This window comes from Streptococcus vestibularis ATCC 49124, from assembly GCF_000188295.1.
Taxonomy (GTDB): Bacteria; Bacillota; Bacilli; order Lactobacillales; family Streptococcaceae; genus Streptococcus; species Streptococcus vestibularis.
The window spans coordinates 474,132-493,959 of sequence record NZ_GL831112.1; the positions used below are offsets into that span (position 1 = coordinate 474,132).

The 19,828-nt window shown below is 39.3% G+C and carries 22 protein-coding genes; 18 read left to right on the plus strand and 4 right to left on the minus strand.

Annotated features, from left to right (window positions below; genetic code table 11):
- Positions 1-841: 841 nt before the first annotated feature.
- Genes HMPREF9425_RS02520 through HMPREF9425_RS02530 form a run of 3 tightly spaced genes read left to right on the plus strand, consistent with a single transcriptional unit; the run spans position 842 to position 2,033 of the window.
- A complete protein-coding gene (locus HMPREF9425_RS02520; RefSeq protein WP_037621359.1) occupies positions 842-1,363 on the plus strand; it encodes a DUF2975 domain-containing protein in 522 nt (173 codons plus the stop codon).
- An 18-nt stretch (positions 1,364-1,381) separates the two neighbouring features.
- Positions 1,382-1,591 (plus strand): helix-turn-helix domain-containing protein, encoded by a 210-nt coding sequence (locus tag HMPREF9425_RS02525; protein WP_037621362.1) that lies wholly within the window; start codon positions 1,382-1,384, stop codon positions 1,589-1,591.
- A complete protein-coding gene (locus tag HMPREF9425_RS02530) occupies positions 1,581-2,033 on the plus strand; it encodes a hypothetical protein (protein WP_003096512.1) in 453 nt (150 codons plus the stop codon). The genes HMPREF9425_RS02525 and HMPREF9425_RS02530 overlap by 11 nt, the downstream gene beginning before the upstream one ends.
- Positions 2,034-2,223: 190 nt before the next feature.
- On the opposite strand, the gene HMPREF9425_RS02535 is transcribed toward HMPREF9425_RS02530, so the two are convergent.
- The gene (locus tag HMPREF9425_RS02535; RefSeq protein WP_003096514.1) at positions 2,224-3,114 is read right to left on the minus strand and encodes a DMT family transporter; all 891 of its coding nucleotides are present in this window, start codon (positions 3,112-3,114) and stop codon (positions 2,224-2,226) included.
- 108 nt (positions 3,115-3,222) lie between these two features.
- A complete protein-coding gene (locus HMPREF9425_RS02540; RefSeq protein WP_003096516.1) occupies positions 3,223-3,480 on the minus strand; it encodes a hypothetical protein in 258 nt (85 codons plus the stop codon).
- 469 nt (positions 3,481-3,949) lie between these two features.
- On the opposite strand from HMPREF9425_RS02540, the gene HMPREF9425_RS02545 reads away from it, so the two are divergent.
- The 6 genes from HMPREF9425_RS02545 to HMPREF9425_RS02570 all read left to right on the plus strand — a co-directional run bounded on the left by HMPREF9425_RS02545 (position 3,950) and on the right by HMPREF9425_RS02570 (position 7,606).
- Positions 3,950-4,333, plus strand: a complete 384-nt coding sequence (locus HMPREF9425_RS02545; RefSeq protein ID WP_003094070.1) for a PaaI family thioesterase — start codon at positions 3,950-3,952, stop codon at positions 4,331-4,333.
- 341 nt (positions 4,334-4,674) lie between these two features.
- Positions 4,675-4,932, plus strand: a complete 258-nt coding sequence (locus HMPREF9425_RS02555; RefSeq protein WP_003096520.1) for a GyrI-like domain-containing protein — start codon at positions 4,675-4,677, stop codon at positions 4,930-4,932.
- The gene (locus HMPREF9425_RS02560) at positions 4,933-5,664 is read left to right on the plus strand and encodes a pseudouridine synthase (RefSeq protein ID WP_003096522.1); all 732 of its coding nucleotides are present in this window, start codon (positions 4,933-4,935) and stop codon (positions 5,662-5,664) included. It abuts the gene before it with no gap.
- 81 nt (positions 5,665-5,745) lie between these two features.
- Complete coding sequence (locus tag HMPREF9425_RS09260; protein ID WP_003094424.1) at positions 5,746-5,874, plus strand: DUF4044 domain-containing protein; 129 nt, start codon at positions 5,746-5,748, stop codon at positions 5,872-5,874.
- Between the two features lie 93 nt (positions 5,875-5,967).
- Positions 5,968-7,281, plus strand: coding sequence for a GTPase ObgE (gene obgE, locus HMPREF9425_RS02565; protein ID WP_003096524.1), 1,314 nt, complete (start codon positions 5,968-5,970; stop codon positions 7,279-7,281).
- A 127-nt stretch (positions 7,282-7,408) separates the two neighbouring features.
- Positions 7,409-7,606 carry a hypothetical protein gene (locus tag HMPREF9425_RS02570; protein ID WP_002884415.1) on the plus strand — a complete coding sequence of 66 codons (198 nt, stop codon included), beginning with the start codon at positions 7,409-7,411 and terminating at the stop codon, positions 7,604-7,606.
- Positions 7,607-7,680: 74 nt separating this feature from the next.
- Here HMPREF9425_RS02570 and HMPREF9425_RS02575 read toward each other — a convergent pair whose 3' ends face one another.
- Positions 7,681-8,421: an amino acid ABC transporter ATP-binding protein gene (locus tag HMPREF9425_RS02575; protein WP_003096525.1), complete on the minus strand. Its 741-nt coding sequence runs from the start codon at positions 8,419-8,421 to the stop codon at positions 7,681-7,683.
- Positions 8,421-10,619: an ABC transporter substrate-binding protein/permease gene (locus tag HMPREF9425_RS02580; protein WP_003096526.1), complete on the minus strand. Its 2,199-nt coding sequence runs from the start codon at positions 10,617-10,619 to the stop codon at positions 8,421-8,423. The genes HMPREF9425_RS02575 and HMPREF9425_RS02580 overlap by 1 nt, the downstream gene beginning before the upstream one ends.
- A gap of 198 nt (positions 10,620-10,817) precedes the next feature.
- Here HMPREF9425_RS02580 and HMPREF9425_RS02585 point away from each other — a divergent pair, with 198 nt between their 5' ends.
- The 9 genes from HMPREF9425_RS02585 (at position 10,818) to rpsU (ending at position 19,809) form a co-directional block, all read left to right on the plus strand.
- Entirely contained in the window at positions 10,818-11,753 is a 936-nt protein-coding gene (locus HMPREF9425_RS02585) for a CPBP family intramembrane glutamic endopeptidase (RefSeq protein ID WP_003096527.1), read from the plus strand.
- A 70-nt stretch (positions 11,754-11,823) separates the two neighbouring features.
- Positions 11,824-12,444 (plus strand): hypothetical protein, encoded by a 621-nt coding sequence (locus HMPREF9425_RS02590; RefSeq protein WP_003096528.1) that lies wholly within the window; start codon positions 11,824-11,826, stop codon positions 12,442-12,444.
- Positions 12,434-14,425 (plus strand): excinuclease ABC subunit UvrB, encoded by a 1,992-nt coding sequence (gene uvrB, locus HMPREF9425_RS02595; RefSeq protein WP_037621367.1) that lies wholly within the window; start codon positions 12,434-12,436, stop codon positions 14,423-14,425. The genes HMPREF9425_RS02590 and uvrB overlap by 11 nt, the downstream gene beginning before the upstream one ends.
- A 503-nt stretch (positions 14,426-14,928) precedes the next feature.
- Positions 14,929-15,393, plus strand: coding sequence for an 8-oxo-dGTP diphosphatase (locus HMPREF9425_RS02600; protein WP_003096530.1), 465 nt, complete (start codon positions 14,929-14,931; stop codon positions 15,391-15,393).
- A 214-nt stretch (positions 15,394-15,607) separates the two neighbouring features.
- Entirely contained in the window at positions 15,608-16,420 is an 813-nt protein-coding gene (locus HMPREF9425_RS02605; RefSeq protein WP_037621370.1) for a transporter substrate-binding domain-containing protein, read from the plus strand.
- A gap of 11 nt (positions 16,421-16,431) precedes the next feature.
- A complete protein-coding gene (locus HMPREF9425_RS02610) occupies positions 16,432-17,229 on the plus strand; it encodes a transporter substrate-binding domain-containing protein (protein ID WP_003096532.1) in 798 nt (265 codons plus the stop codon).
- A 244-nt stretch (positions 17,230-17,473) separates the two neighbouring features.
- A complete protein-coding gene (locus HMPREF9425_RS02615; RefSeq protein WP_003096534.1) occupies positions 17,474-18,583 on the plus strand; it encodes an aminotransferase in 1,110 nt (369 codons plus the stop codon).
- 61 nt (positions 18,584-18,644) lie between these two features.
- Positions 18,645-19,439: an ABC transporter substrate-binding protein gene (locus HMPREF9425_RS02620; protein WP_003096536.1), complete on the plus strand. Its 795-nt coding sequence runs from the start codon at positions 18,645-18,647 to the stop codon at positions 19,437-19,439.
- A gap of 193 nt (positions 19,440-19,632) precedes the next feature.
- Positions 19,633-19,809 carry a 30S ribosomal protein S21 gene (gene rpsU / locus HMPREF9425_RS02625; RefSeq protein WP_002884573.1) on the plus strand — a complete coding sequence of 59 codons (177 nt, stop codon included), beginning with the start codon at positions 19,633-19,635 and terminating at the stop codon, positions 19,807-19,809.
- The last annotated feature ends 19 nt before the right edge of the window (positions 19,810-19,828 follow it).

Consider the following 19,828-nt stretch of genomic DNA (forward strand, 5'->3'; position numbering starts at 1 on the left):
GTCCGTTGGACCATTCCAATGGACTTTTTGTACGTCAAAAAAGCACCGAATCGGTGCCACTTTTTTCAAGTTGTATACGGACTAAGCTTTATTTTAACTCGCTGTATTGTTTTGAATGGTTTCAATATTTTGTTATCACAATTTTCGGTTGACATCTCTTAGAACTCATCTTATCATAGAGGAGTCTAATATTGAAATAGGAGAAGGGACATGTTATACGAATATCTAGCTATTTTTACATGATTGAGGAAGCTTAAAGGATTAGTTTTCCCAATTTTGGTCGGATTATTCAGGTAGCCTCTTTGTTTGATGTTATGATGAAATCGTCAGTTTTTTTGGCTCATATTATTACTAATTATGGAGACAAGGATTTACCTGTGCCGACGGCCGTAAGCAGTATTCCTAATGAGGAAGAGCTTGTGGTTTTCATTTTACCCCCTACAGGAATTATAGAGCCATTAATTAATGAATTACTTCTAATATTCTTTTTGGAGGGAGTGTTCTATTTTTGTTTTTACATTTGGCATCTCAAAGCTATACTAGTATTTAGAATAGCTTTGAGATGCTTTTTATGTGACTTTCAGTTCGTGTTTCGCTTCGGAGGTGCGAAAAATAAATAAACTACCACCCACTATATGTGATTACATACCAAAAAGGGTGGTTATGATTTTCTGGATAATACTCACATAAAAAATAAATAGCTATACATTGACTTGATCTAATATTGGCTATCATTTTTTATGTTCCAATAATATTTAAAAATAATTGACACAAATAAATTATTGCTATACAATAATTTTAGAAAATAAATTATTGTATCACAATAATGGAGGTGTTTTATATGAATAGATTTTTAAAAATAATCGGTTATGGTCTATCCCTTGCACAATATGTTATTTGGTTGCTTGTTTTTCTATTATTAATAGGAGTAGTGGGAATTTTCTTTGGAGGACAGACGAGCCACGGAAGTTTTATATTTGATTATGGAAATTTTATAATCAATATTCCAATTATTTTTCCTTTGTTGGTTCTTTTTATGACAATAGCTATGTGCTTCATTGTTATTAAATTGTTAAAAATTTGGAGTATTCTGATGATAGATTTTAGTGATGGTAAATACTTTAATTTTAAAAATTTAAAATATTTAAAGAAATCTTTTCTATTTTTGCTTGGTTTAACAATTTTTCAACTCTCAATTAACCTAATATTTAATTACTTGAACATAGATAATGTTAGTGGATTATTTGATTTGTCAATAAAGAATTATTTTGTAAATATATCGTTTCTGATATTGAATTATTTATTGATTATCGTATTCAAAAAAGGGGAAAAGATACAGAAGGATAATGAGGAGATAATTTAATGATATGGAAGAAATAAAATAAATTTAGATGAAGTGATTAAGTCTAGGAAGCTTACATCAAAAGAACTAGCTAAAAGAATTGATATAACCGAAGCAAACTTATCAATTTTGAAGACCGGAAAAGCCAAAGGGATACGATTTTCGACATTATTGAATATATGTAGAGAACTTGATTGCCAACCCGGTGAAATTATTGAATATAAAAGGAGTAAAGATAATGAAGAATAAAAAAATATTGATGATTCTAGTTGGTTTTTTAGCATCAATAATACTTGTATCGTGTGGTCTAAGAATTAGTGATACAGTACAAGATGTTACATCAGAAATTCGTCAAGAAACTCCCAAAGAAGATACTGAAGATTTAGGAATAAAACAGGTATTAGAACAAAAAAAGGGTGAAAATGTGGATATATCTACTAAAGATTTTACTGGCTATATTTACATAATGAGCACAAAAGAAAATATTGAATCGATTAGAAAATCAGAATTTAATATCAATAATGATTCTTTTCACGATGTTAAAAAAGGGTCTGAGCATGATTTCAATATTCGTTATAATAGTAAGACATTTTTTTCGGTAAAACAGATAAAAGTTGAATCAGTTAGTTCAGTGAAGATTTCTTCAAATTATTCAGAAAATAATTTATTGGTTTTAAGAGAAGAAAAATGATAAGAAATAACTTTGACCTATATCAATCTTACAGTTAGTAATCAAAAAGGGCCTCAACTATTCCGAATAGTTGAGAAACCCATAAAATTCAGGCTCTATAATTTCTGTAGTGGGTAAAACCACTGTAGAGATTATAGAGCTTTTTGAGTGTATACTCAAAAAGCTCTTGGAAGGTAAATTTCCGAGAGTTTTAATTTTTATTAGCCAAATAGACTCCAAGGACTACCAAGATTCCCGCTAAAATTTGTAACTGTGAAAAGGGCTCCCCAAGGAAGACTACAGCAGCTAGAATTGAGATAATTGTCGAAATACCGATGAAAGAAGCGGTTCGGTTAACTCCGATATTTGCGATAGCAAAATTTGAAAGGATATACCCTATAACACTACAGCCCAATCCTTGGTACAGGATGGTTATGGCGAACTTTGAATTACTCCAAGGGAGCGTTAAGAGCTCTTTCAAGTTACCTGCTAGAAAGCTATGGCTTAGTGCAAAGAGTCCAAATGTAAGGCAACCACTGGCTAACATAAAATAGGTAATTTCAAAGCTAGTGAATTGACCGGCTTTTTCAACGTCAACGCAATAAAGAGCATAGGAGACAATGGCTAAACCTAAAATGAAGTAGCCGACAAGTGAGAAGTTGGTGGAGGCACCTGCAGCGAATACGGCAATGATGATACCGATGAGGGTTGTAGTGACACCTAGCACTTGCCAACGACTTGGCCATTCTTTCAAAATAAGACTAGACATGATAAGCGCGACGACCGGAATGCAAGCGAGGAATGCTCCACTTTCAGAGGCAGTAGTCATACGAATTCCAATCGTTTCGCAGATAAAATAGATAATAGGATTAAGGATGGCAATACGTGTCAGAGGTCTGAGATTTCTGCCATTTATGACTACCCTACGTCTTCTTGCGAGAAGATAAAGGTTGACAAAGAAGAAGGCTGTGACAAAACGCCAAGAGATTAAAGCAAGGCCACTGGCCTGTGCTGTAATCGATTTGGTAAAGATAAAACTGAGCCCAAAAAGGATCTCGCAGGCAGCTGCAGCCAAACATCTCAAGATAATTTTATGTCTCATTGTCTCACCCCCTGATTATGGATTTCCATACCTATTATAGCACCTTTAGATAACGCTTTCATCAATCTGAATCTAAAAAGATTAGCAGAATAGCTAGCCTATCTTATATTAGTTACCAATTGAGACAGTTCCGTTTGAGCCATTTGTTTTGGCTGAATTACCGTTTTCGCTGTTCAATTCAGCCGAACCGTCTTTGTTGACTTTAACTGAGGCACTTGAGTAGGTAGAAGAAGAGGATTTTCTCACCTTACTTGATGATGATGAAGAAGATGAGTCAGTTTTGTTTTTGGAGTTACCACATGCTGCTAGGGTTAACAAGGCGAGAACTGAGACAGATACTAAAGTTAATTTAGAAAATACTTTCATAATAATCTCCCTTTTTTATTAGTAAATTTAATTTAATGAGAACTCATCAAATTGAAAGCGTTTCTATTTTCTTACCTAACTGTAAACTCTTGGTAATATAGGTGTTGTATAAGACTAATCTGTTGAAAAATAAGAGGATTCCTTAAGGGTTATGATAGATATTTTAAAACGTTCAGTTCGGTTGTTAGGCTTCTCTTTGTTATAATAAAAGAAAACAAATGTAGGTGCATTATGTATCAAACGACGATTAAAGTTGACAAACGCTATCATTCACTTTCAGAGGTTTAGGGAGTGTCTGTGGAACTCTTTGGATATATGGATTGACTCTAGCTATGACTAAGCGGATATAGATGTTGATATCAGCTTAGTGAAATAAGCTTGTTATCCGTCGAGAAATTCGTGTTATACTAGTAGCTATAGACAACCTGTTTCACTTGTGGTGGAATGGGTATTGATAGGAGGGCTTGCTATGCAAGACAAACTACATGAAATCCGTGTGTTTGAGAATTTTCAAGAAGAACTATTTGAAACTGGGCATGTGATTGTCGCAACTGAGGTCGTCGAGAAGTCCTTGAATTATTTTGGTAATGCTCATGGAGGTTATTTATTTACGCTCTGTGATCAGGTGGCAGGACTTGTGGCACTTTCAACAGGGGACTACGCTGTGACTCTTCAGTCCAATATCAATTATTTAAAGGCAGGCCATTTGTCTGACCAACTCAAGATTGAAGGTCTTTGTGTGCATAATGGTAAAATGACCAAGGTGGTAGAAGTCCTCATTACTAATCAGGAGGAAAAAATTCTTACTAGGGCGACCTTTACCATGTATGTGACGGGCTCGGTTTCGGAGTAGAGAAGGAATCTTATGTCAGCTTTTCAAACTGTGGATGAGTTTGCAGTCTTTGTAAATGACTACCTGACACCAGACCAATTGGGTGTTCAGGAATATTCTTGTGCCTCTTGACGATTATGATATGATGTGTCCTTAGCATGCCGTCTGAAATTTTTCTGGCTTACACAAGGTCTTTTTCAGTCTGTAATGGATTTGGATAATAGTTTTTCTATAGATGCTGAAAGCCTGACTATGAAGGTACGACTTAGGGGACCAAGAACTCCTGTTTCAAGTGACTGGACTGGAGATGGTGGTTATTGATTTAACTGGCTCTCTTTATCGTTTCGTTGATGTGTCATTCAATGAGGGAGTCGAAAGACTTATGTAACAGCCTTGCTGGTGAGGACAATAGTCTGGGAATGATTGCTCTTGCGCCAGCTACTTGTGCGTTTTTTAAACTTAGAGGGCCTGCGACGGAGGCTGTTTGGGAGTGTTTTCATTATGCTAAGAAACATTTTGTGATGACTGATCAGCCTACTGTAGAGGTTTATCCATCAGGGAATCGTCAGGCTGAAGATTATGAAATGGAAATTTGGATTCCAATAAAGGAGGAAGTGTAGATGCGTCTGGACAAGTTTTTGGTGGACTGTGGTGTCGGGAGTCGTAGTCAAGTCAAGAACTTTCTGAAAAAGAAGCAAGTGATTGTAAATGGGCAGGTGGAAACATCACCTAAGACTCAGATTGATGAGAATAAAGACCGAATTACTTACTTGGATCAGGAGTTGACACATGAGACTTTTGTTTACTATCTCTTAAATAAACCTCAAGGTGTCATTTCAGCAACGGAAGATCCCCGTCATAAGACTGTGCTCGATTTACTTGATGACACAGCAAGACATAAGCGGGTTTTTCCAGTTGGTCGCTTGGATATTGATACTCATGGTCTCCTTCTATTGACCAATAATGGAGACTTAGCCCACGCTATGCTATCACCCAAGAAGCATGTGGACAAAATTTATCAGGCGAAGGTGGCTGGTGTCATGGATGAAGAGGATATCTTGGCTTTTGAAAAAGGGATTAAGCTTAAAGATCATACTTGTCAGCCAGCGAAATTAGAGATTGTATCAGTCGACAGGAATGAGAGTACTAGTTGGGTTCAAATTACCATTGCCGAGGGAAAATTCCATCAGGTTAAGCGTATGGTAGCTGCTTGTGGTAAGGAAGTAACAGAGTTACAACGTCTAAGTATGGGGCCTTTAAGCCTGCCCAATGATTTAGAACTTGGTACTTGGCGACGTTTAACCGAGGAGGAGTTGGAAGCTTTAACGGTTTTTGGAATTCCTTCGTCTTAAGCTAGTCTAATAGTTGCGAAATAGGCGGATTTTTGTTACTATTATTGTGATATTCTAGAAGAAAAAACGAGGTAAATTCAAGTGGCATTTGGAGATAACGGACCACGTAAGAAATCATTTTTTGAACGTCTAACAGTATTAGTCGTTTTGATTATGCTATTAGTAACAGTTGGGGCATTGATTTTCCAAGCAGTCGCATCTGTCCTTTAAGACGCTATCAAGCGTTTTTTTGTGTATGTCGGAAATTCTTTGGTCTGAGATTGAATTAGAACACTGCATACAAATCAGAAAGAGAGAATATAAATGAGTATGTTTTTAGATACAGCCAAGATCAGTGTCAAAGCTGGTCGTGGTGGCGATGGGATGGTTGCCTTCCGTCGTGAAAAATATGTGCCAAATGGCGGTCCTTGGGGCGGTGACGGTGGTAAGGGTGGCTCAGTCATTTTCAAGGTTGACGAAGGCTTGCGCACCCTTATGGATTTCCGTTATAACCGGAAGTTCAAAGCCAAAAACGGTGAAAAAGGGATGACCAAGGGTATGCATGGTCGAGGAGCTGAGGACCTTATCGTTAGCATCCCGCCTGGTACGACAGTACGTGACGCTGAAACAGGTAAGGTTATTACTGACATGGTCGAGGATGGCCAAGAGTTTATCGTTGTTCACGGTGGACGTGGTGGACGTGGAAATATCCGTTTTGCGACACCTCGTAATCCTGCCCCTGAAATCGCTGAAAATGGTGAACCAGGTGAAGAGCGTGAACTTCAATTGGAATTGAAGATTTTGGCTGATGTTGGTTTGGTTGGTTTCCCATCTGTTGGTAAATCAACAATTCTCAGTGTGGTAACGGCAGCAAAACCAAAGATTGGTGCCTACCACTTTACGACAATTGTTCCTAACTTGGGAATGGTCCGTACAAAGTCAGGAGAGAGCTTTGCCATGGCCGACCTTCCAGGATTGATTGAAGGTGCTAGCCAGGGGGTTGGGTTGGGAACACAGTTTCTCCGCCACATTGAGCGTACACGTGTTATCCTTCATGTTATTGATATGTCCGCAAGTGAGGGGCGTGATCCTTACGAGGATTATCTTCAAATTAACAAAGAGTTGGAAACTTACAACTTGCGCTTGATGGAACGTCCACAAATTATTGTTGCTAATAAGATGGATATGCCTGAGGCTGAGGAAAACTTAAAAGAGTTTAAGGAAAAATTGGCTGCTAATTATGATGAGTTTGATGAGTTGCCACAAATTTTCCCAATTTCAAGTTTGGCTCACCAAGGTTTGGAAAATCTCTTGGAAGCTACTGCAGAGTTGCTTGATGAGACAGATGAATTCTTGCTCTATAGCGAAGACGATATGGAACAAGAAGAAGTTTACTACGGCTTTAACGAGGATGAACGTCCATTTGAAATCAGTCGTGACGATGATGCGTCATGGGTACTTTCTGGTGAAAAACTTGAAAAACTCTTTGTCATGACTAACATGGAACGTGACGAATCTATCATGAAATTTGCGCGTCAATTGCGTGGTATGGGAGTTGATGAAGCGCTCCGTGAACGTGGTGCTAAGGATGGCGACATCGTTCGTATCGGTAACTTCGAATTTGAGTTTGTGGATTGAGGTTGAAAGACTCTCTAAGTGCTGAAGCACAAGATAGTGTACGGCAGTCGCTATGGCGGCCTGCCAAGCAACCTCACTAACTATGTAAAGTCGGCGAATTTAAAAATATTGAAATAAGAGGTTTACAATGGGAGATAAACCGATATCCTTCAGGGATAAAGATGGAAACTTTGTTTCTGCGGCCGATGTTTGGAATCCAAAGAAACTTGAAGAACTCTTTACGCGCTTAAATCCTAACCGAAAACTCCGTCTTGAGCGTGAACGCTTGGCAAGGGAAGAAGCAGCAAAACACCCTGAACTAAATGAAGAAACAGAGCAAGTCTAGCACTTGCTCTGTTTTTCTTATCCAAAATAGTAATCAAAAACAGCTACCCCATGAGGAGTAACTGTTTTAATTGATTAGGCATTTAAAACTTTGTCCAAGAATTCTTTCAAACGTGGGTGTTGTGGGTTATCAAAGATTTGATCTGGCGTACCATCTTCGAGGAACTCACCCTCTGCAGTAAAGATTACTCGGTTGGCAACTTGACGGGCAAATCCCATTTCGTGAGTAACGATAATCATGGTCATACCTTGCTCTGCCAATTCTTTCATAACGTTAAGAACATCTCCGACCATTTCAGGGTCAAGGGCAGAAGTAGGTTCGTCAAAGAGCATGATATCAGGATTCATTGCCAAACCACGTGCAATCGCCACACGTTGTTTTTGTCCACCTGACAAGCTATCTGGCGTTGCATCAGCCTTGTCAGCAAGTCCAACACGATCAAGAAGATCCATAGCTAATTTATTAGCTTCTTCTTTAGTCATGCGTCCAAGTTCAACTGGTGCGAATGTCACATTTTCAAGGACGGTCATGTGGGGGAAGAGGTTGAAATGTTGGAAAACCATCCCGATATTTTCACGGGCTTTGTCAAGGTTTGTCTTAGGATCTGATAATTCATAGCCATCAACGACTACTTTACCAGAAGTTACTGTTTCAAGTAGGTTAAGAGTACGAAGGAAGGTTGATTTACCTGAACCTGAAGGACCGATGATACATACAACGTCACCTTCGTAGAATTTGGCGTCAATGCCTTTAAGGACTTCATTGTCGCCGTATGATTTGTGCAAGTCCTGCACATCGATTTTCAATTCAGCCATTATTTAAGTCTCTTTTCTAGTCGTTTGGCCAATTTCGTCAAGCATGTGATGATGACCAAGTAAAGGATGGCCAAAATCGCATACATACGGAATGATTGGTAGTTACGAGCAATGATGATTTTACCAGTTTGGAAGAGTTCGACCAAACCGATAGCTGATACGATAGTCGTATCTTTCAATGAGATAACAAATTGGTTGATGAAGTTTGGCAACATCAAGCGAACAGCCTGTGGCAAGATGACCTTACGCATTGTTGTATTGTAAGGGACACCCAAGCTTCGGCTGGCTTCCATTTGACCAATTGGCACAGCTTCGATACCACCACGCACAATTTCAGCAATGTAAGCACCACCGTTAAGTGAGAGGGCGATAGTCGCTGCCACAAAGTCATTGATTGGTGACTGGTGACCAGTGATATTTTCAATCAAGTTCGGAATACCCCAATAGATGAAGGCTGCAACAATCATCAATGGGATACCACGAACCACGTCAACAAAGACTTGCGAAATCACGCGGAGTGTCTGGTTTGGTGCAACTGCCATCATACCGAAGAGAACACCGATAATCATGGCAATAGCAAATGAAAGAAGGGTCAAACCAAGGGTAATTCCAAGACCTTGGAGGAGTTGTTTATAGTTGTTCTTAATCAAGCCTACGATGGTTGTTTCATCGGTAGCTTTTTTTGAGCTTCCCTCTTTTGATTTGTTGCTATCGAGGTATTTATTGATAATCTTATCGTAAGTACCATCTTTAACGATAGCAGCTAAACCATTGTTGAACATCTCAATCAACTCAGGATTAGCACCTTTTTTAACAGCAAAGCCGACATCACCAGTAGCAATACCTTCAATTGGTGTTGTAAAGTTACGCCCTTGTTGGATAGCGTATAGAAGAACGGCTTCGTCATCCATAAGAGCATCGATTGAACCAGAGTTCAAGCTGTCATACATAGTAGAAGCTTCATCGTAAGCACGGACTGTAAAGCCATATTCACCAGCGTGGTCTTCCAACCATGAGTAAGATGACGTACCGTTTTTAGCTCCTACAGTCTTACCTTTGAGATCCTTATAAGATTTAATCTTACTTCCTTTAGCCACAGCCAAACGAATATTTGATGTGTAGTAAGAATCTGAGAAGTCAAAGATTTGTTTACGAGCATCAGTGATGGTCATACCGGCCAATACGGCATCAGCTTGGCTAGATTGTACAGCATTAAGTGATGCATCGAAACCAGGGTTTGTCAATTTGACATTAAAACCTTGGTTTTTAGCAGTGGCATTGATGATATCGACATCGATACCTACATATTTACCTGAACCATTTTGATATTCGAATGGAGCAAAAGATGAGTCCATTGAGATAGTGTAGGTTTCCTTGGCAGGAGTGGCTTTTGCGTTAGCATCACCAGTCAATTTAAGATCTGCTGAAGGTTTTGATGAAGAAGATTTTTCTGAATCCCCCAACCATTTGTTCATGATTTTGTCGTAGGTGCCGTCTTTCTTCATTTCTTTAAGAGCTTCGTTAAAGTCTTTGATAAGCTTCTCGTGTTTTCCGCCTTTTTTAACAGCAAAAGCGAAGCTACCGATAGATTCAGGCTTGATGTTGATAGCGTAGTCTTTTCCTTGACCAATAGCGTATTTAACAACTGGCGTGTCGTCCATAGCTGCGTCAACAGAACCTGAATCCAAGCTGTTGTTCATCAAGTCGCTAGTGTCAAAAGTTTTAACTGTGAAACCATATTTGCTAGCGTTTTTATCGAGCCAAGTTTGAGCAGCGGTACCGTTTTTAACACCGACTGTTTTCCCCTTCAATTGTTTGTAGTCGCTGACTTTGTCGCTACTACGTGTATAGATAACAATTGAAGTGTCGTAATAAGTGTCTGAGAAAGTGAAGACCTTCTTACGTGCGTCGGTAACAGTAGTACCGGCCATTAGGGAGTCTGCTTGGCCTGATTGAACAGCGTTAACGGCTGCATCGAAACCAGGGAAGGTTTGGTTAACATCCCAATTTTTACGTTTGGCAACTTCGTTGATGATATCAACGTCAATACCTTTGTAGATCTGATCAGAATCTTTGAATTCAAATGGGGCATAGGCTGTATCTGAAACGACTGAAATTGTTTCAGCAGATACCTTAGCTCCGAAAACAAAGAAAACTGACATGGCACTCAAGAAGAGTGTCAGAAGTTTTTTCTTCATTATAAAAAGTCTCCTTTATAAAATACCCTCTTATTCTATCAAAAAAAGGTCTTATTATCAAACTTCTAGAAGTTTGATGTCAGGAAATATGACAAAGTCAGTTAGCTATGAGAGCTATCTGGGAAGAAGTTGACAAGCTTGTGTCAATTAGTTACACTGTAATCGAATACATGTAAGATTTGTTACAGGAGCTAAAAAATGAAGAGACGTATACTTGAGAAATATACTAGCCGATATGATAAAGTCCCAAGTTGGCTGATGATTATGCTGTCTTGTTTTATTGCTTTTGGTTATGTCCTCATAGGTGGATTTCTATCAGGGATTGTTGTGGGAATTCCAATGGCTATTGTTCTTTCATTCTTGATGTTTAATGGCGACATTCAGTTTCAGGATATAAATACGATTTCCTATAAGATGTTTTCAAACATGTATTTTCAGTTGGGAACATTTGCCTTCACTGCTTTAGCTATCTTTTTCTGGGTTAAAGTTGTTGAAAAACGTCCCATTCGTACACTTGGATTTTTCAAGGGTTATATTTGGTTGAACTTGCTTAAGGGCTGGGGATTTGGGACTTTACTCTTGTTAGTTAGTTTCCTTGGGACTTATTTACTTGGAGGGTTAGAATTTGTAAAAGTAGACTTTTCTCAGAGAACCGTCTTATATATACTTTCCCTAATACCTTTCTGGTTTATCCAAGGCGGAACCGAGGAACTGGTGACACGTGGTTGGTTACTTCAGACGGTGACTAATAAATTGAACCTTTCCTGGGGAATTGCTATCTCAAGTTCTTTCTTTTCAATATTACACCTAGGAAATCAAGGTGTTACAGCCTTATCTCTTATCAGTATTGTTCTAGTAGGGGTTCTCATGGCTCTTTACATGCTCAAGACAGATAATATCTGGGGTGTTGCTGCCCTTCACGGTGCTTGGAACTTTGCGCAAGGGAATCTAGTTGGCGTGGCAGTTAGTGGACAGAATGCAGGCGGCAGCTTATTGCACTTTCAGGCTAGGTCAGGCGTGCCTGATTGGTTGTCAGGAGGAGCTTTTGGTCTAGAAGGAAATCTCGTTACCTGTCTCGTTCTCTTGGTAGGGATTATCATCCTTCGTCTACAATTGAAAAAAGAAAACTTTTAAGGCTGAGTTCAAAGACTCGGTCTTTTTACTTCTGTGTTAAAATAGAAGAAAGTTTGGAAAAGGGGAAGAGATGATAGTAAAGCTTGAGCGAGGTATGATTTGGGTACAGATTGTCTATGGACTTATACTTCTTATCGCTTCCACCAGTTTATTCTGCTGGCTTCTTATAGACGATTATCGTTTTGGGAATTTTGTGGATAACTGTGTTGCCTTCCTCGTTTTACTAATATTTCTTCATGCTCTGACTAACTTAGTTGATGGTATTGTGAGACTTAAAGGTCATAAAAAAATTTTGGAAATTAACAATGATACCTTTATTTATTATGGAAGATTATGTGGACGGGTCACCTTTGAGATTCTGCTGTCTGAGATTGACTTGGTTATGAAGGATTGGTCAACGCCAATGGATGATGCCAAACACTCATCAACTATATACTATATCCTAAAACGTATCTATGATTTCGGGAATATAAGGTCTTGGGAAAGGAAGAGGTATAGAGTTTTATACATTTTTTTCAAAGATAGTAAAACGGCCTTGAAATATGATAAAAAACTTGGTTTTCAGACACGAAAAAAGCGAAAATACGTTGCTGCGACACGAATGATTCACATTCCTATCGCAGAAGGAGAATTTTTCTCCGATCAAGAGATGAATGATTACATAAATGAAAGGAAAAACCATGATAGATAGAAAAGAAAATAACCAATTTCATTTGGTTTCTAAATACGAACCCTCAGGAGATCAGCCTCAGGCTATCGAAACCTTGGTTGATAATATCGAAGGTGGCGAAAAGGCTCAAATTTTAAAGGGTGCGACAGGGACAGGTAAGACCTATACCATGAGTCAGGTCATACAGCGCGTGAATAAACCAACCTTGGTTATCGCCCACAATAAAACTTTGGCAGGTCAGCTTTACGGAGAGTTCAAGGAGTTCTTCCCAGACAATGCTGTGGAATACTTCGTTTCCTACTATGATTTCTATCAGCCAGAGGCCTACGTACCGTCATCAGATACCTATATCGAAAAAGATAGCTCTGTAAACGATGAAATTGATAAGCTACGACACTCAGCAACGTCGGCCCTCCTTGAGCGTAATGATGTTATCGTTGTGGCTTCTGTTTCTTGTATTTACGGTTTGGGTTCGCCCAAAGAATATGCCGATTCAGCGGTTAGTCTTCGTCCAGGCCAAGAGATTTCTCGAGACAAGTTGCTCAATGACCTAGTTGATATTCAATTCGAGCGAAACGATATTGATTTCCAACGTGGGAAATTCCGTGTACGTGGCGATGTGGTTGAAATTTTTCCTGCTAGCCGTGATGAGCACGCCTTTCGTGTGGAATTTTTCGGTGATGAGATTGACCGCATCTGTGAGATTGAAAGCTTGACAGGACGCAATCTCGGCGAGGTTGAGCACCTTGTTCTTTTCCCGGCAACTCACTTTATGACCAATGAAGAGCATATGGAAGAAGCCATCAAGAATATTATGGAAGAGATGGAAGCTCAGGTTAAGCAATTTGAAGCTGAGGGTAAGCTCATCGAGGCTCAACGTATCCGCCAAAGGACAGAATACGATGTTGAAATGCTTCGTGAGATGGGCTACACAAATGGAGTTGAAAACTACTCACGCCACATGGATGGACGTAAAGAAGGCGAGCCACCTTTCACCTTGCTTGATTTCTTCCCAGAAGATTTCCTTATCATGATTGATGAAAGTCACATGACTATGGGTCAGATTAAGGGAATGTATAACGGAGACCAGGCCCGTAAGAAGATGCTGGTTGATTACGGTTTCCGTTTACCATCGGCGCTTGATAACCGTCCACTTCGACGTGAAGAATTCGAGAGTCATGTTCATCAGATTGTCTATGTGTCTGCCACTCCAGGGGACTATGAGATGGAGCAGACTGAGACTGTTGTTGAGCAAATTATCCGTCCGACAGGGCTCCTTGATCCAGAAGTCGAAGTGCGTCCAACTATGGGTCAAATGGATGACCTCCTTGGTGAAATTAATGCCCGTACTGAAAAAGGCGAGCGTGTCTTTGTAACAACTTTGACTAAGAAGATGGCTGAAGACTTGACGGACTATCTCAAGGAAATGGGTGTCAAGGTCAAATACATGCACTCTGACATTAAGACTCTAGAGCGTACTGAGATTATCCGTGACCTACGTTTGGGTGTCTTTGATGTTCTTATTGGTATTAACCTTCTTCGTGAAGGGATTGACGTTCCTGAAGTTAGTCTGGTTGCTATTTTGGATGCTGATAAGGAAGGCTTCCTTCGTAATGAACGTGGACTTATCCAAACAATCGGGCGTGCTGCCCGAAATAGTGAAGGGCACGTTATCATGTATGCTGATAAGATTACGGAGTCTATGCAGAAAGCCATGGATGAAACGGCTCGTCGTCGTGAAATCCAAATGGCTTATAATAAGGAGCACGGTATCACTCCGCAAACGATTAAGAAAGAAATTCGTGATCTTATTTCGATTACCAAGGCCAATGAAGCAGAAGTGGCAGAGGATACGGTGAACTACAGTGCCATGAACAAGAAAGAACGCCAAGAAGCCATCAAGAAACTTCAAAAACAAATGCACGAAGCGGCAGAACTGCTTGATTTTGAATTGGCAGCACAAATCCGTGATATGGTTCTAGAGCTGAAGAGTATGGATTAGAAATACTGGACGTTAGGTTAATGCTTTAGCAAGATGAACTTGCAAAAAAGGAGGCAACATTGAATTCAAGTTGGTTTAAGACAATCTGTCTTTTTATACAAGGTTTGGTTATTTCTTTTCTGATTTATGTTTATTTCCCCCACCTTATTTCGAAGTGGTATACTGTTTCCATTTGAGTTTAACTTTCTTCTCTGGTTCCTCGTACTTCTTGCCCATAAGAATCGGATTGCCTATAAGCATCAGAGAAAAATTGCGGCTTTTATTGGTTTAATTTTAACCTTATCGTATTTCTGTTGCATGCTATGGTAGGTATATGTGATATGAGTGAAGATAATCCGAAAATTATTTTTGAGTCCTTGTGGATGATAAAAAGATAACTTGTTTGGCTACCAATATTTGGTTATATATTGTTTATGGTTTTCTATGCTGCTCTTTATCTTTATTTGCGACAAAATAATTGATTGTCATGGTTTTATTTGATTACTTACTAGAAAGGTCTATCTATGTCACGTTCACAAGCTACTATTCTGACCAACATGTGTCTCATTGAAGATTGTCATGGAAATATTGTTATGCAAATTCGCGATCCCAAGCGTTATTCTTGGTCGGGTGCTGCCCTACCTGGTGGCCATATTGAAGCACACGAGGGGCTAGTGGAGTCAGTTATTCGTGAGGTAAAGGAAGAAACTGGCTTGACCATCAAAAATCCTAAATTGGTCGGTATGAAGCACTGGTACACGATAGATGACGAACGTTACCTGGTTTTCCTCTATAGAACCTCGGATTTTGAAGGGAATCTTCGTTCAACGGAAGAGGGAGAAGTCCGTTGGGTTGCTCGAGAGGATGTACCTAACATGGATCTAGCCTATGATATGCTCAATCTCCTGCGAGTGTTTGAAGAGGATCAACTTTCCGAACTTTTCTATCGTGAGCGTCTTGAAAATGACTTTATACGAGAATTTTGGTAAAAAAATGAACTATTTATTCAAATGAATGAATAGTTTTTTTGTCTTTAAAAACAGATAGAAAGCTTAAAATAAACGATTTTTAGATTTTTTAACGAAAATGAAATTAATAAAAATAAAAATCACAATCAATAAAAGTCCATTTTTTCGTTGACAAATGCATAATAATGCATTATTATACTTACATAAGTTAATAAATATAGAAAAGAGATTGATTATGAAAACATGGAAAAAACTTTTGTTGGGATTTGCAGGGATTTTTGCTTTAACGACTTTAGCAGCTTGTTCTTCGTCGAAGGACACTTTGGAAAAGGTACAAGATAAAGGAACTTTGACAGTTGCTCTTAATCCCCACTTTGCTCCTTTTGAATTTAAAATAATCCAAGATGGTAAGGATACTATTGCTGGAGCAGACATCGAAATTGCCAAGGCTATTGGCGATGAACTAGGTGTGAAAGTCAAATTCTCTGAAATGTCTTTTGACAATGTCCTAGCCAGCGTTCAATCTGGTAAAGCTGATATTGCCATTTCTGGTATCTCAGCCACTAAAGAACGTCAGAAAATTTTCGACTTCTCAGATACTTACTATGAGTCTGAAACGGTTCTTGTTGTCAAAAAAGATGCGACAGGAACTTACAAACAAACCGGTGATTTTGCTAAAAAATCTGTATCCGTTCAAAAAGGTTCTATTCAAGAAAGCATTGCTAAATCCAACTTGTCAGATGCTAATGTGGTATCCTTGGCACAACCTGGTGAAGCTATCAATGAATTGAAATCTGGTCAAGTTGAAGGAGTGGTTCTTGAAAAAGCCATTGCACAAGGTTATATAGAGCAAAACAATGACCTAGCTGTGTCAGACATTGCTCTCAAGTCAGATTCAAAAGACGCCTATGCTGTTGCAATGCCTAAAGGAAGCGATAAGCTAAAAGCAAAGGTTAATAAGGTTATCGCTAAACTCAAAAAAGAAGGTAAGATTGACAGCTATGTTCAAGATGCCTATGCTCTGTCACTTAAGAGTTCTACTAAATAAGGGGGTATTATATGAAGAAATTTTGGTTTATCCTTACAGCTCTAGTCGCCACGTGCTTTCTAGTTGCTTGTAGCGGAAGTCAGGGAGTAAGTCCCAAAACGATTAAGGAAAAGAAGAAAATTGTCGTGGCAACAGAATCTGAATTTGCACCATTTGAGTTCAAATCGTTGGTTAACGGCAAAGATACGCTAGTTGGAGCAGACATCGAGTTGGCCAAAGCTATCGGGAAAAAACTTGGTGTGGAAGTTGAATTTTCTGTTATGTCTTTTGATAATGTCCTCGCTAGTGTGCAAAGTGGTAAAGCAGACATTGCCATTGCAGGAATTTCGGTTACAGACGAACGTAAGAAAGTTTATGATTTTTCAGACAGCTACTATACGTCCGAAAATGTAGTGATTGTCAAAAAAGACAAGGTGAATGACTACACAAGCACTGATAGTCTCGCAAAACAAACGGTCGGTACGCAAAAAGGGTCTGTTCAAGAAACAGTTGCTAAGAAACAAATCTCTAAGGCAAGTGTGGTATCACTGGCTTCAAATGGCGAGATGATTAACGAACTCAAGTCCGGACAGATTCAAGCAGTTGTCCTTGAAAAAGCTATTGCAGAAGGTTATATCGCACAAAATGACGATTTAACCCTTGCCAACTTTAACCTTAAGTCAGATGGTTCAGATGCTTATGCAGTCGCGACACGTAAGGGCTCGGACGATCTGCTTAAAGAAATCAATGCCGTCATCAAAGAGACTAAAGACTCTGGACAATTTGACCAATGGTTAAAAGAAGCATCAACCTACAAACAAAGTAAGTAAATTTAAAACTTCTGAGCACCTGAAACAAGTCAATTTCAGGTGTTTTCACCAACGGCGAAAAGTCTCGTTTGGTGCTCGCTTTACTCACTTAAGGGGAGTCGCCAAAAATTCTTGAATCTAAATGGGGCAATACCCCATGTTTTATTGAATTCTCTGCTAAAAACAGTTATTATCAAAGTAGGTAAGTCTGTTCAAATAGACAAATGACATCGTATAGAGTGCTTAAGAAAAGCAAGGAGAAACTATGAAGCTACCACGTTTTGGTGTTGAAGAATGGCTTAATGTCCATGAAAAATCTGCCATTTATGATATCGCAGGAGTTTCAATAAAGGCCCTCACAATGGGAGAATTATTTGACCTATCAGGCCTGGATAAGGACGCCTTTTTTGCTCAACTACTAAAGAAAAAGATGGATTACGGTTGGATTGAAGGGTCACCAGAGTTCAAGACTCAAGTGGCTAGCTTATACAAGAACATACCAGTTGATAATATCCTCCAAACCAATGGAGCAACGGGAGCGACGATGCTAGCCCTTTACGCTCTTATTGAGCCTGAAGACCATGTCATCACCATGTACCCGACCTATCAGCAGCTCTTTGACATTCCTAAGTCACTAGGAGCAGATGTGGACCTTTGGGAGATTGAGGAGGACTATAACTGGTTGCCTGATTTGGATCGACTCCGTCGTCTGATTCGCCCTAATACCAAGATGATCTGTATTAACAATGCCAACAATCCTACCGGGGCCCTTATGGACGCTGCTTACCTCGAGGAGCTAGTGGCTATCGCTAAAGAAGTAGACGCCTATATCTTCTCAGATGAGGTCTATCGCAGTTTTGACCAGCCTGCGCTTTCTATTGTGGATTTGTATGAAAAGGGTATTGCCATCAATAGTCTGTCAAAGACCTATTCGATTCCCGGTATCCGTGTGGGTTGGGTAGCTTCTAACACTGAGGTGGCGGACATTCTACGTGACTACCGCGACTACACGATGATTTGTGCTGGAGTCTTTGATGATATGGTGGCTACCCTTGTCTTGGAAAATAAAGAAGCTATCCTAGAACGTAATCGTCAGATTGTGGAGGAAAATCTAGCTCTTATGGATGCCTGGATTGCCAAAGAACCTAAGGCGTCATGGATTAGACCTGCTAGTGTTTCCACCTCTTTCGTCAAATTAGATGTGAATCGTCCTATCGAAGATTTTGCTTTAGAGCTTCTTCAGGGCTATGGTGTTCTTGTGGTTCCGGGTAACCGTTTTGACAAGGAGTCCCATGTCCGCATCGGTTATTGCTGTGACAAGGAAGTCCTTCAAAAGGGCTTAGATAAATTGTCGCAATTTCTTAATAAATGTTGACAATACCACTAATTTTAAGTAAAATAAACGAGCAAAAATTATATTTATACAGGAGTTTCTTATGAAAAAACTATTCCTTGGAGCCATGGCTCTTCTTGCTGCTGTTACCTTGGTAGCATGTGGGTCAAAAAAAGATGCTTACGAATCTATTAAAGAAAATAAAAAACTTGTCGTAGCTGTCAGTCCAGACTATGCCCCGTTTGAGTTCAAAACTTTGGTCGACGGTAAAGACCAAGTTGTCGGTTCAGACATCAAGTTGGCACAAGCTATTGCTGATGAACTTGGAGTTAAACTCGAAGTGACAACAATGAGCTTTGACAATGTCCTTTCTAGTCTTCAATCAGGTAAGGCTGATCTTGCTATCTCAGGTATCTCAGTAACAGCCGAACGTAAGAAAACCTTTGATTTCTCAGATCCTTACTACGAAACACAAAATGCTATCATCGTTCGTAAAGATCAAGAATCTACCTACCCAAGCCTAGACGCTTTCAAGGGTAAAAAAGTAGCTGTTCAAAAAGGTACTATCGAAGAAGGACTTGCTAAGAAACAGTTGAAAGACTCAACAGTTGTATCACTTACAGCGATGGGTGAAGCTATTAACGAAGTTAAGTCTGGCCAAGTTGATGCTGTTGATCTTGAAAAACCAGTAGCAGAAGGTTACGTGGCACAAAATCCAGATTTGGCATTGGCAAGTGTTGCCCTCAAAGTTGACGATGGTGATGCTAAAGCAGTCGCTATGGCTAAAGGTAATGACAAATTGAAAGAAGCAGTCAACAAAGTTATCAAGAAATTGAAAGCAAATGGTACTTATGATGAGTACATCAAGGATGCTTCTAAATATACAGCAGTTGAGTAAAAAATAGACTAGAGGATGATTCCTCTAGTTTTTTGTATGGCGAAGTCTCTGATAATATTCAGTAAGACTTAGAAAATAGCGTTGACATCAAAAATGCTCAAACTTAAAAGATATTTCTTGACAGAAAAAGATCAGTCTTGTATACTTGAATAGAACGTGTAAAATGTTACATTATCTTGAGGAGGTGAATTCAATGTCAAAAACAGTAGTACGTAAAAACGAATCACTTGACGACGCTCTTCGTCGTTTCAAACGTTCTGTGACTAAAGCTGGTACTCTTCAAGAGGCTCGTAAACGTGAACATTACGAAAAACCTTCTGTAAAACGTAAACGTAAATCAGAGGCAGCTCGCAAACGTAAAAAATTCTAATTAAGAATGAAATTAACAG

Excerpts from the sequence above, each read along its gene's own strand:
- HMPREF9425_RS02560 (WP_003096522.1), top strand. The coding sequence starts at position 4,933 with ATGCGTCTGGACAAGTTTTTGGTGGACTGTGGTGTCGGGAGTCGTAGT.
- obgE (WP_003096524.1), top strand. The coding sequence starts at position 5,968 with ATGAGTATGTTTTTAGATACAGCCAAGATCAGTGTCAAAGCTGGTCGT.
- HMPREF9425_RS02585 (WP_003096527.1), top strand. The coding sequence starts at position 10,818 with ATGAAGAGACGTATACTTGAGAAATATACTAGCCGATATGATAAAGTC.
- HMPREF9425_RS02540 (WP_003096516.1), bottom strand. The coding sequence starts at position 3,480 with ATGAAAGTATTTTCTAAATTAACTTTAGTATCTGTCTCAGTTCTCGCC.
- HMPREF9425_RS02545 (WP_003094070.1), top strand. The coding sequence starts at position 3,950 with ATGCAAGACAAACTACATGAAATCCGTGTGTTTGAGAATTTTCAAGAA.
- uvrB (WP_037621367.1), top strand. The coding sequence starts at position 12,434 with ATGATAGATAGAAAAGAAAATAACCAATTTCATTTGGTTTCTAAATAC.
- HMPREF9425_RS02605 (WP_037621370.1), top strand. The coding sequence starts at position 15,608 with ATGAAAACATGGAAAAAACTTTTGTTGGGATTTGCAGGGATTTTTGCT.
- HMPREF9425_RS02555 (WP_003096520.1), top strand. The coding sequence starts at position 4,675 with ATGAGGGAGTCGAAAGACTTATGTAACAGCCTTGCTGGTGAGGACAAT.
- rpsU (WP_002884573.1), top strand. The coding sequence starts at position 19,633 with ATGTCAAAAACAGTAGTACGTAAAAACGAATCACTTGACGACGCTCTT.
- HMPREF9425_RS02615 (WP_003096534.1), top strand. The coding sequence starts at position 17,474 with ATGAAGCTACCACGTTTTGGTGTTGAAGAATGGCTTAATGTCCATGAA.
- HMPREF9425_RS02590 (WP_003096528.1), top strand. The coding sequence starts at position 11,824 with ATGATAGTAAAGCTTGAGCGAGGTATGATTTGGGTACAGATTGTCTAT.
- HMPREF9425_RS02575 (WP_003096525.1), bottom strand. The coding sequence starts at position 8,421 with ATGGCTGAATTGAAAATCGATGTGCAGGACTTGCACAAATCATACGGC.
- HMPREF9425_RS02530 (WP_003096512.1), top strand. The coding sequence starts at position 1,581 with ATGAAGAATAAAAAAATATTGATGATTCTAGTTGGTTTTTTAGCATCA.
- HMPREF9425_RS02580 (WP_003096526.1), bottom strand. The coding sequence starts at position 10,619 with ATGAAGAAAAAACTTCTGACACTCTTCTTGAGTGCCATGTCAGTTTTC.
- HMPREF9425_RS02600 (WP_003096530.1), top strand. The coding sequence starts at position 14,929 with ATGTCACGTTCACAAGCTACTATTCTGACCAACATGTGTCTCATTGAA.
- HMPREF9425_RS02520 (WP_037621359.1), top strand. The coding sequence starts at position 842 with ATGAATAGATTTTTAAAAATAATCGGTTATGGTCTATCCCTTGCACAA.
- HMPREF9425_RS02610 (WP_003096532.1), top strand. The coding sequence starts at position 16,432 with ATGAAGAAATTTTGGTTTATCCTTACAGCTCTAGTCGCCACGTGCTTT.
- HMPREF9425_RS02620 (WP_003096536.1), top strand. The coding sequence starts at position 18,645 with ATGAAAAAACTATTCCTTGGAGCCATGGCTCTTCTTGCTGCTGTTACC.
- HMPREF9425_RS02535 (WP_003096514.1), bottom strand. The coding sequence starts at position 3,114 with ATGAGACATAAAATTATCTTGAGATGTTTGGCTGCAGCTGCCTGCGAG.
- HMPREF9425_RS02570 (WP_002884415.1), top strand. The coding sequence starts at position 7,409 with ATGGGAGATAAACCGATATCCTTCAGGGATAAAGATGGAAACTTTGTT.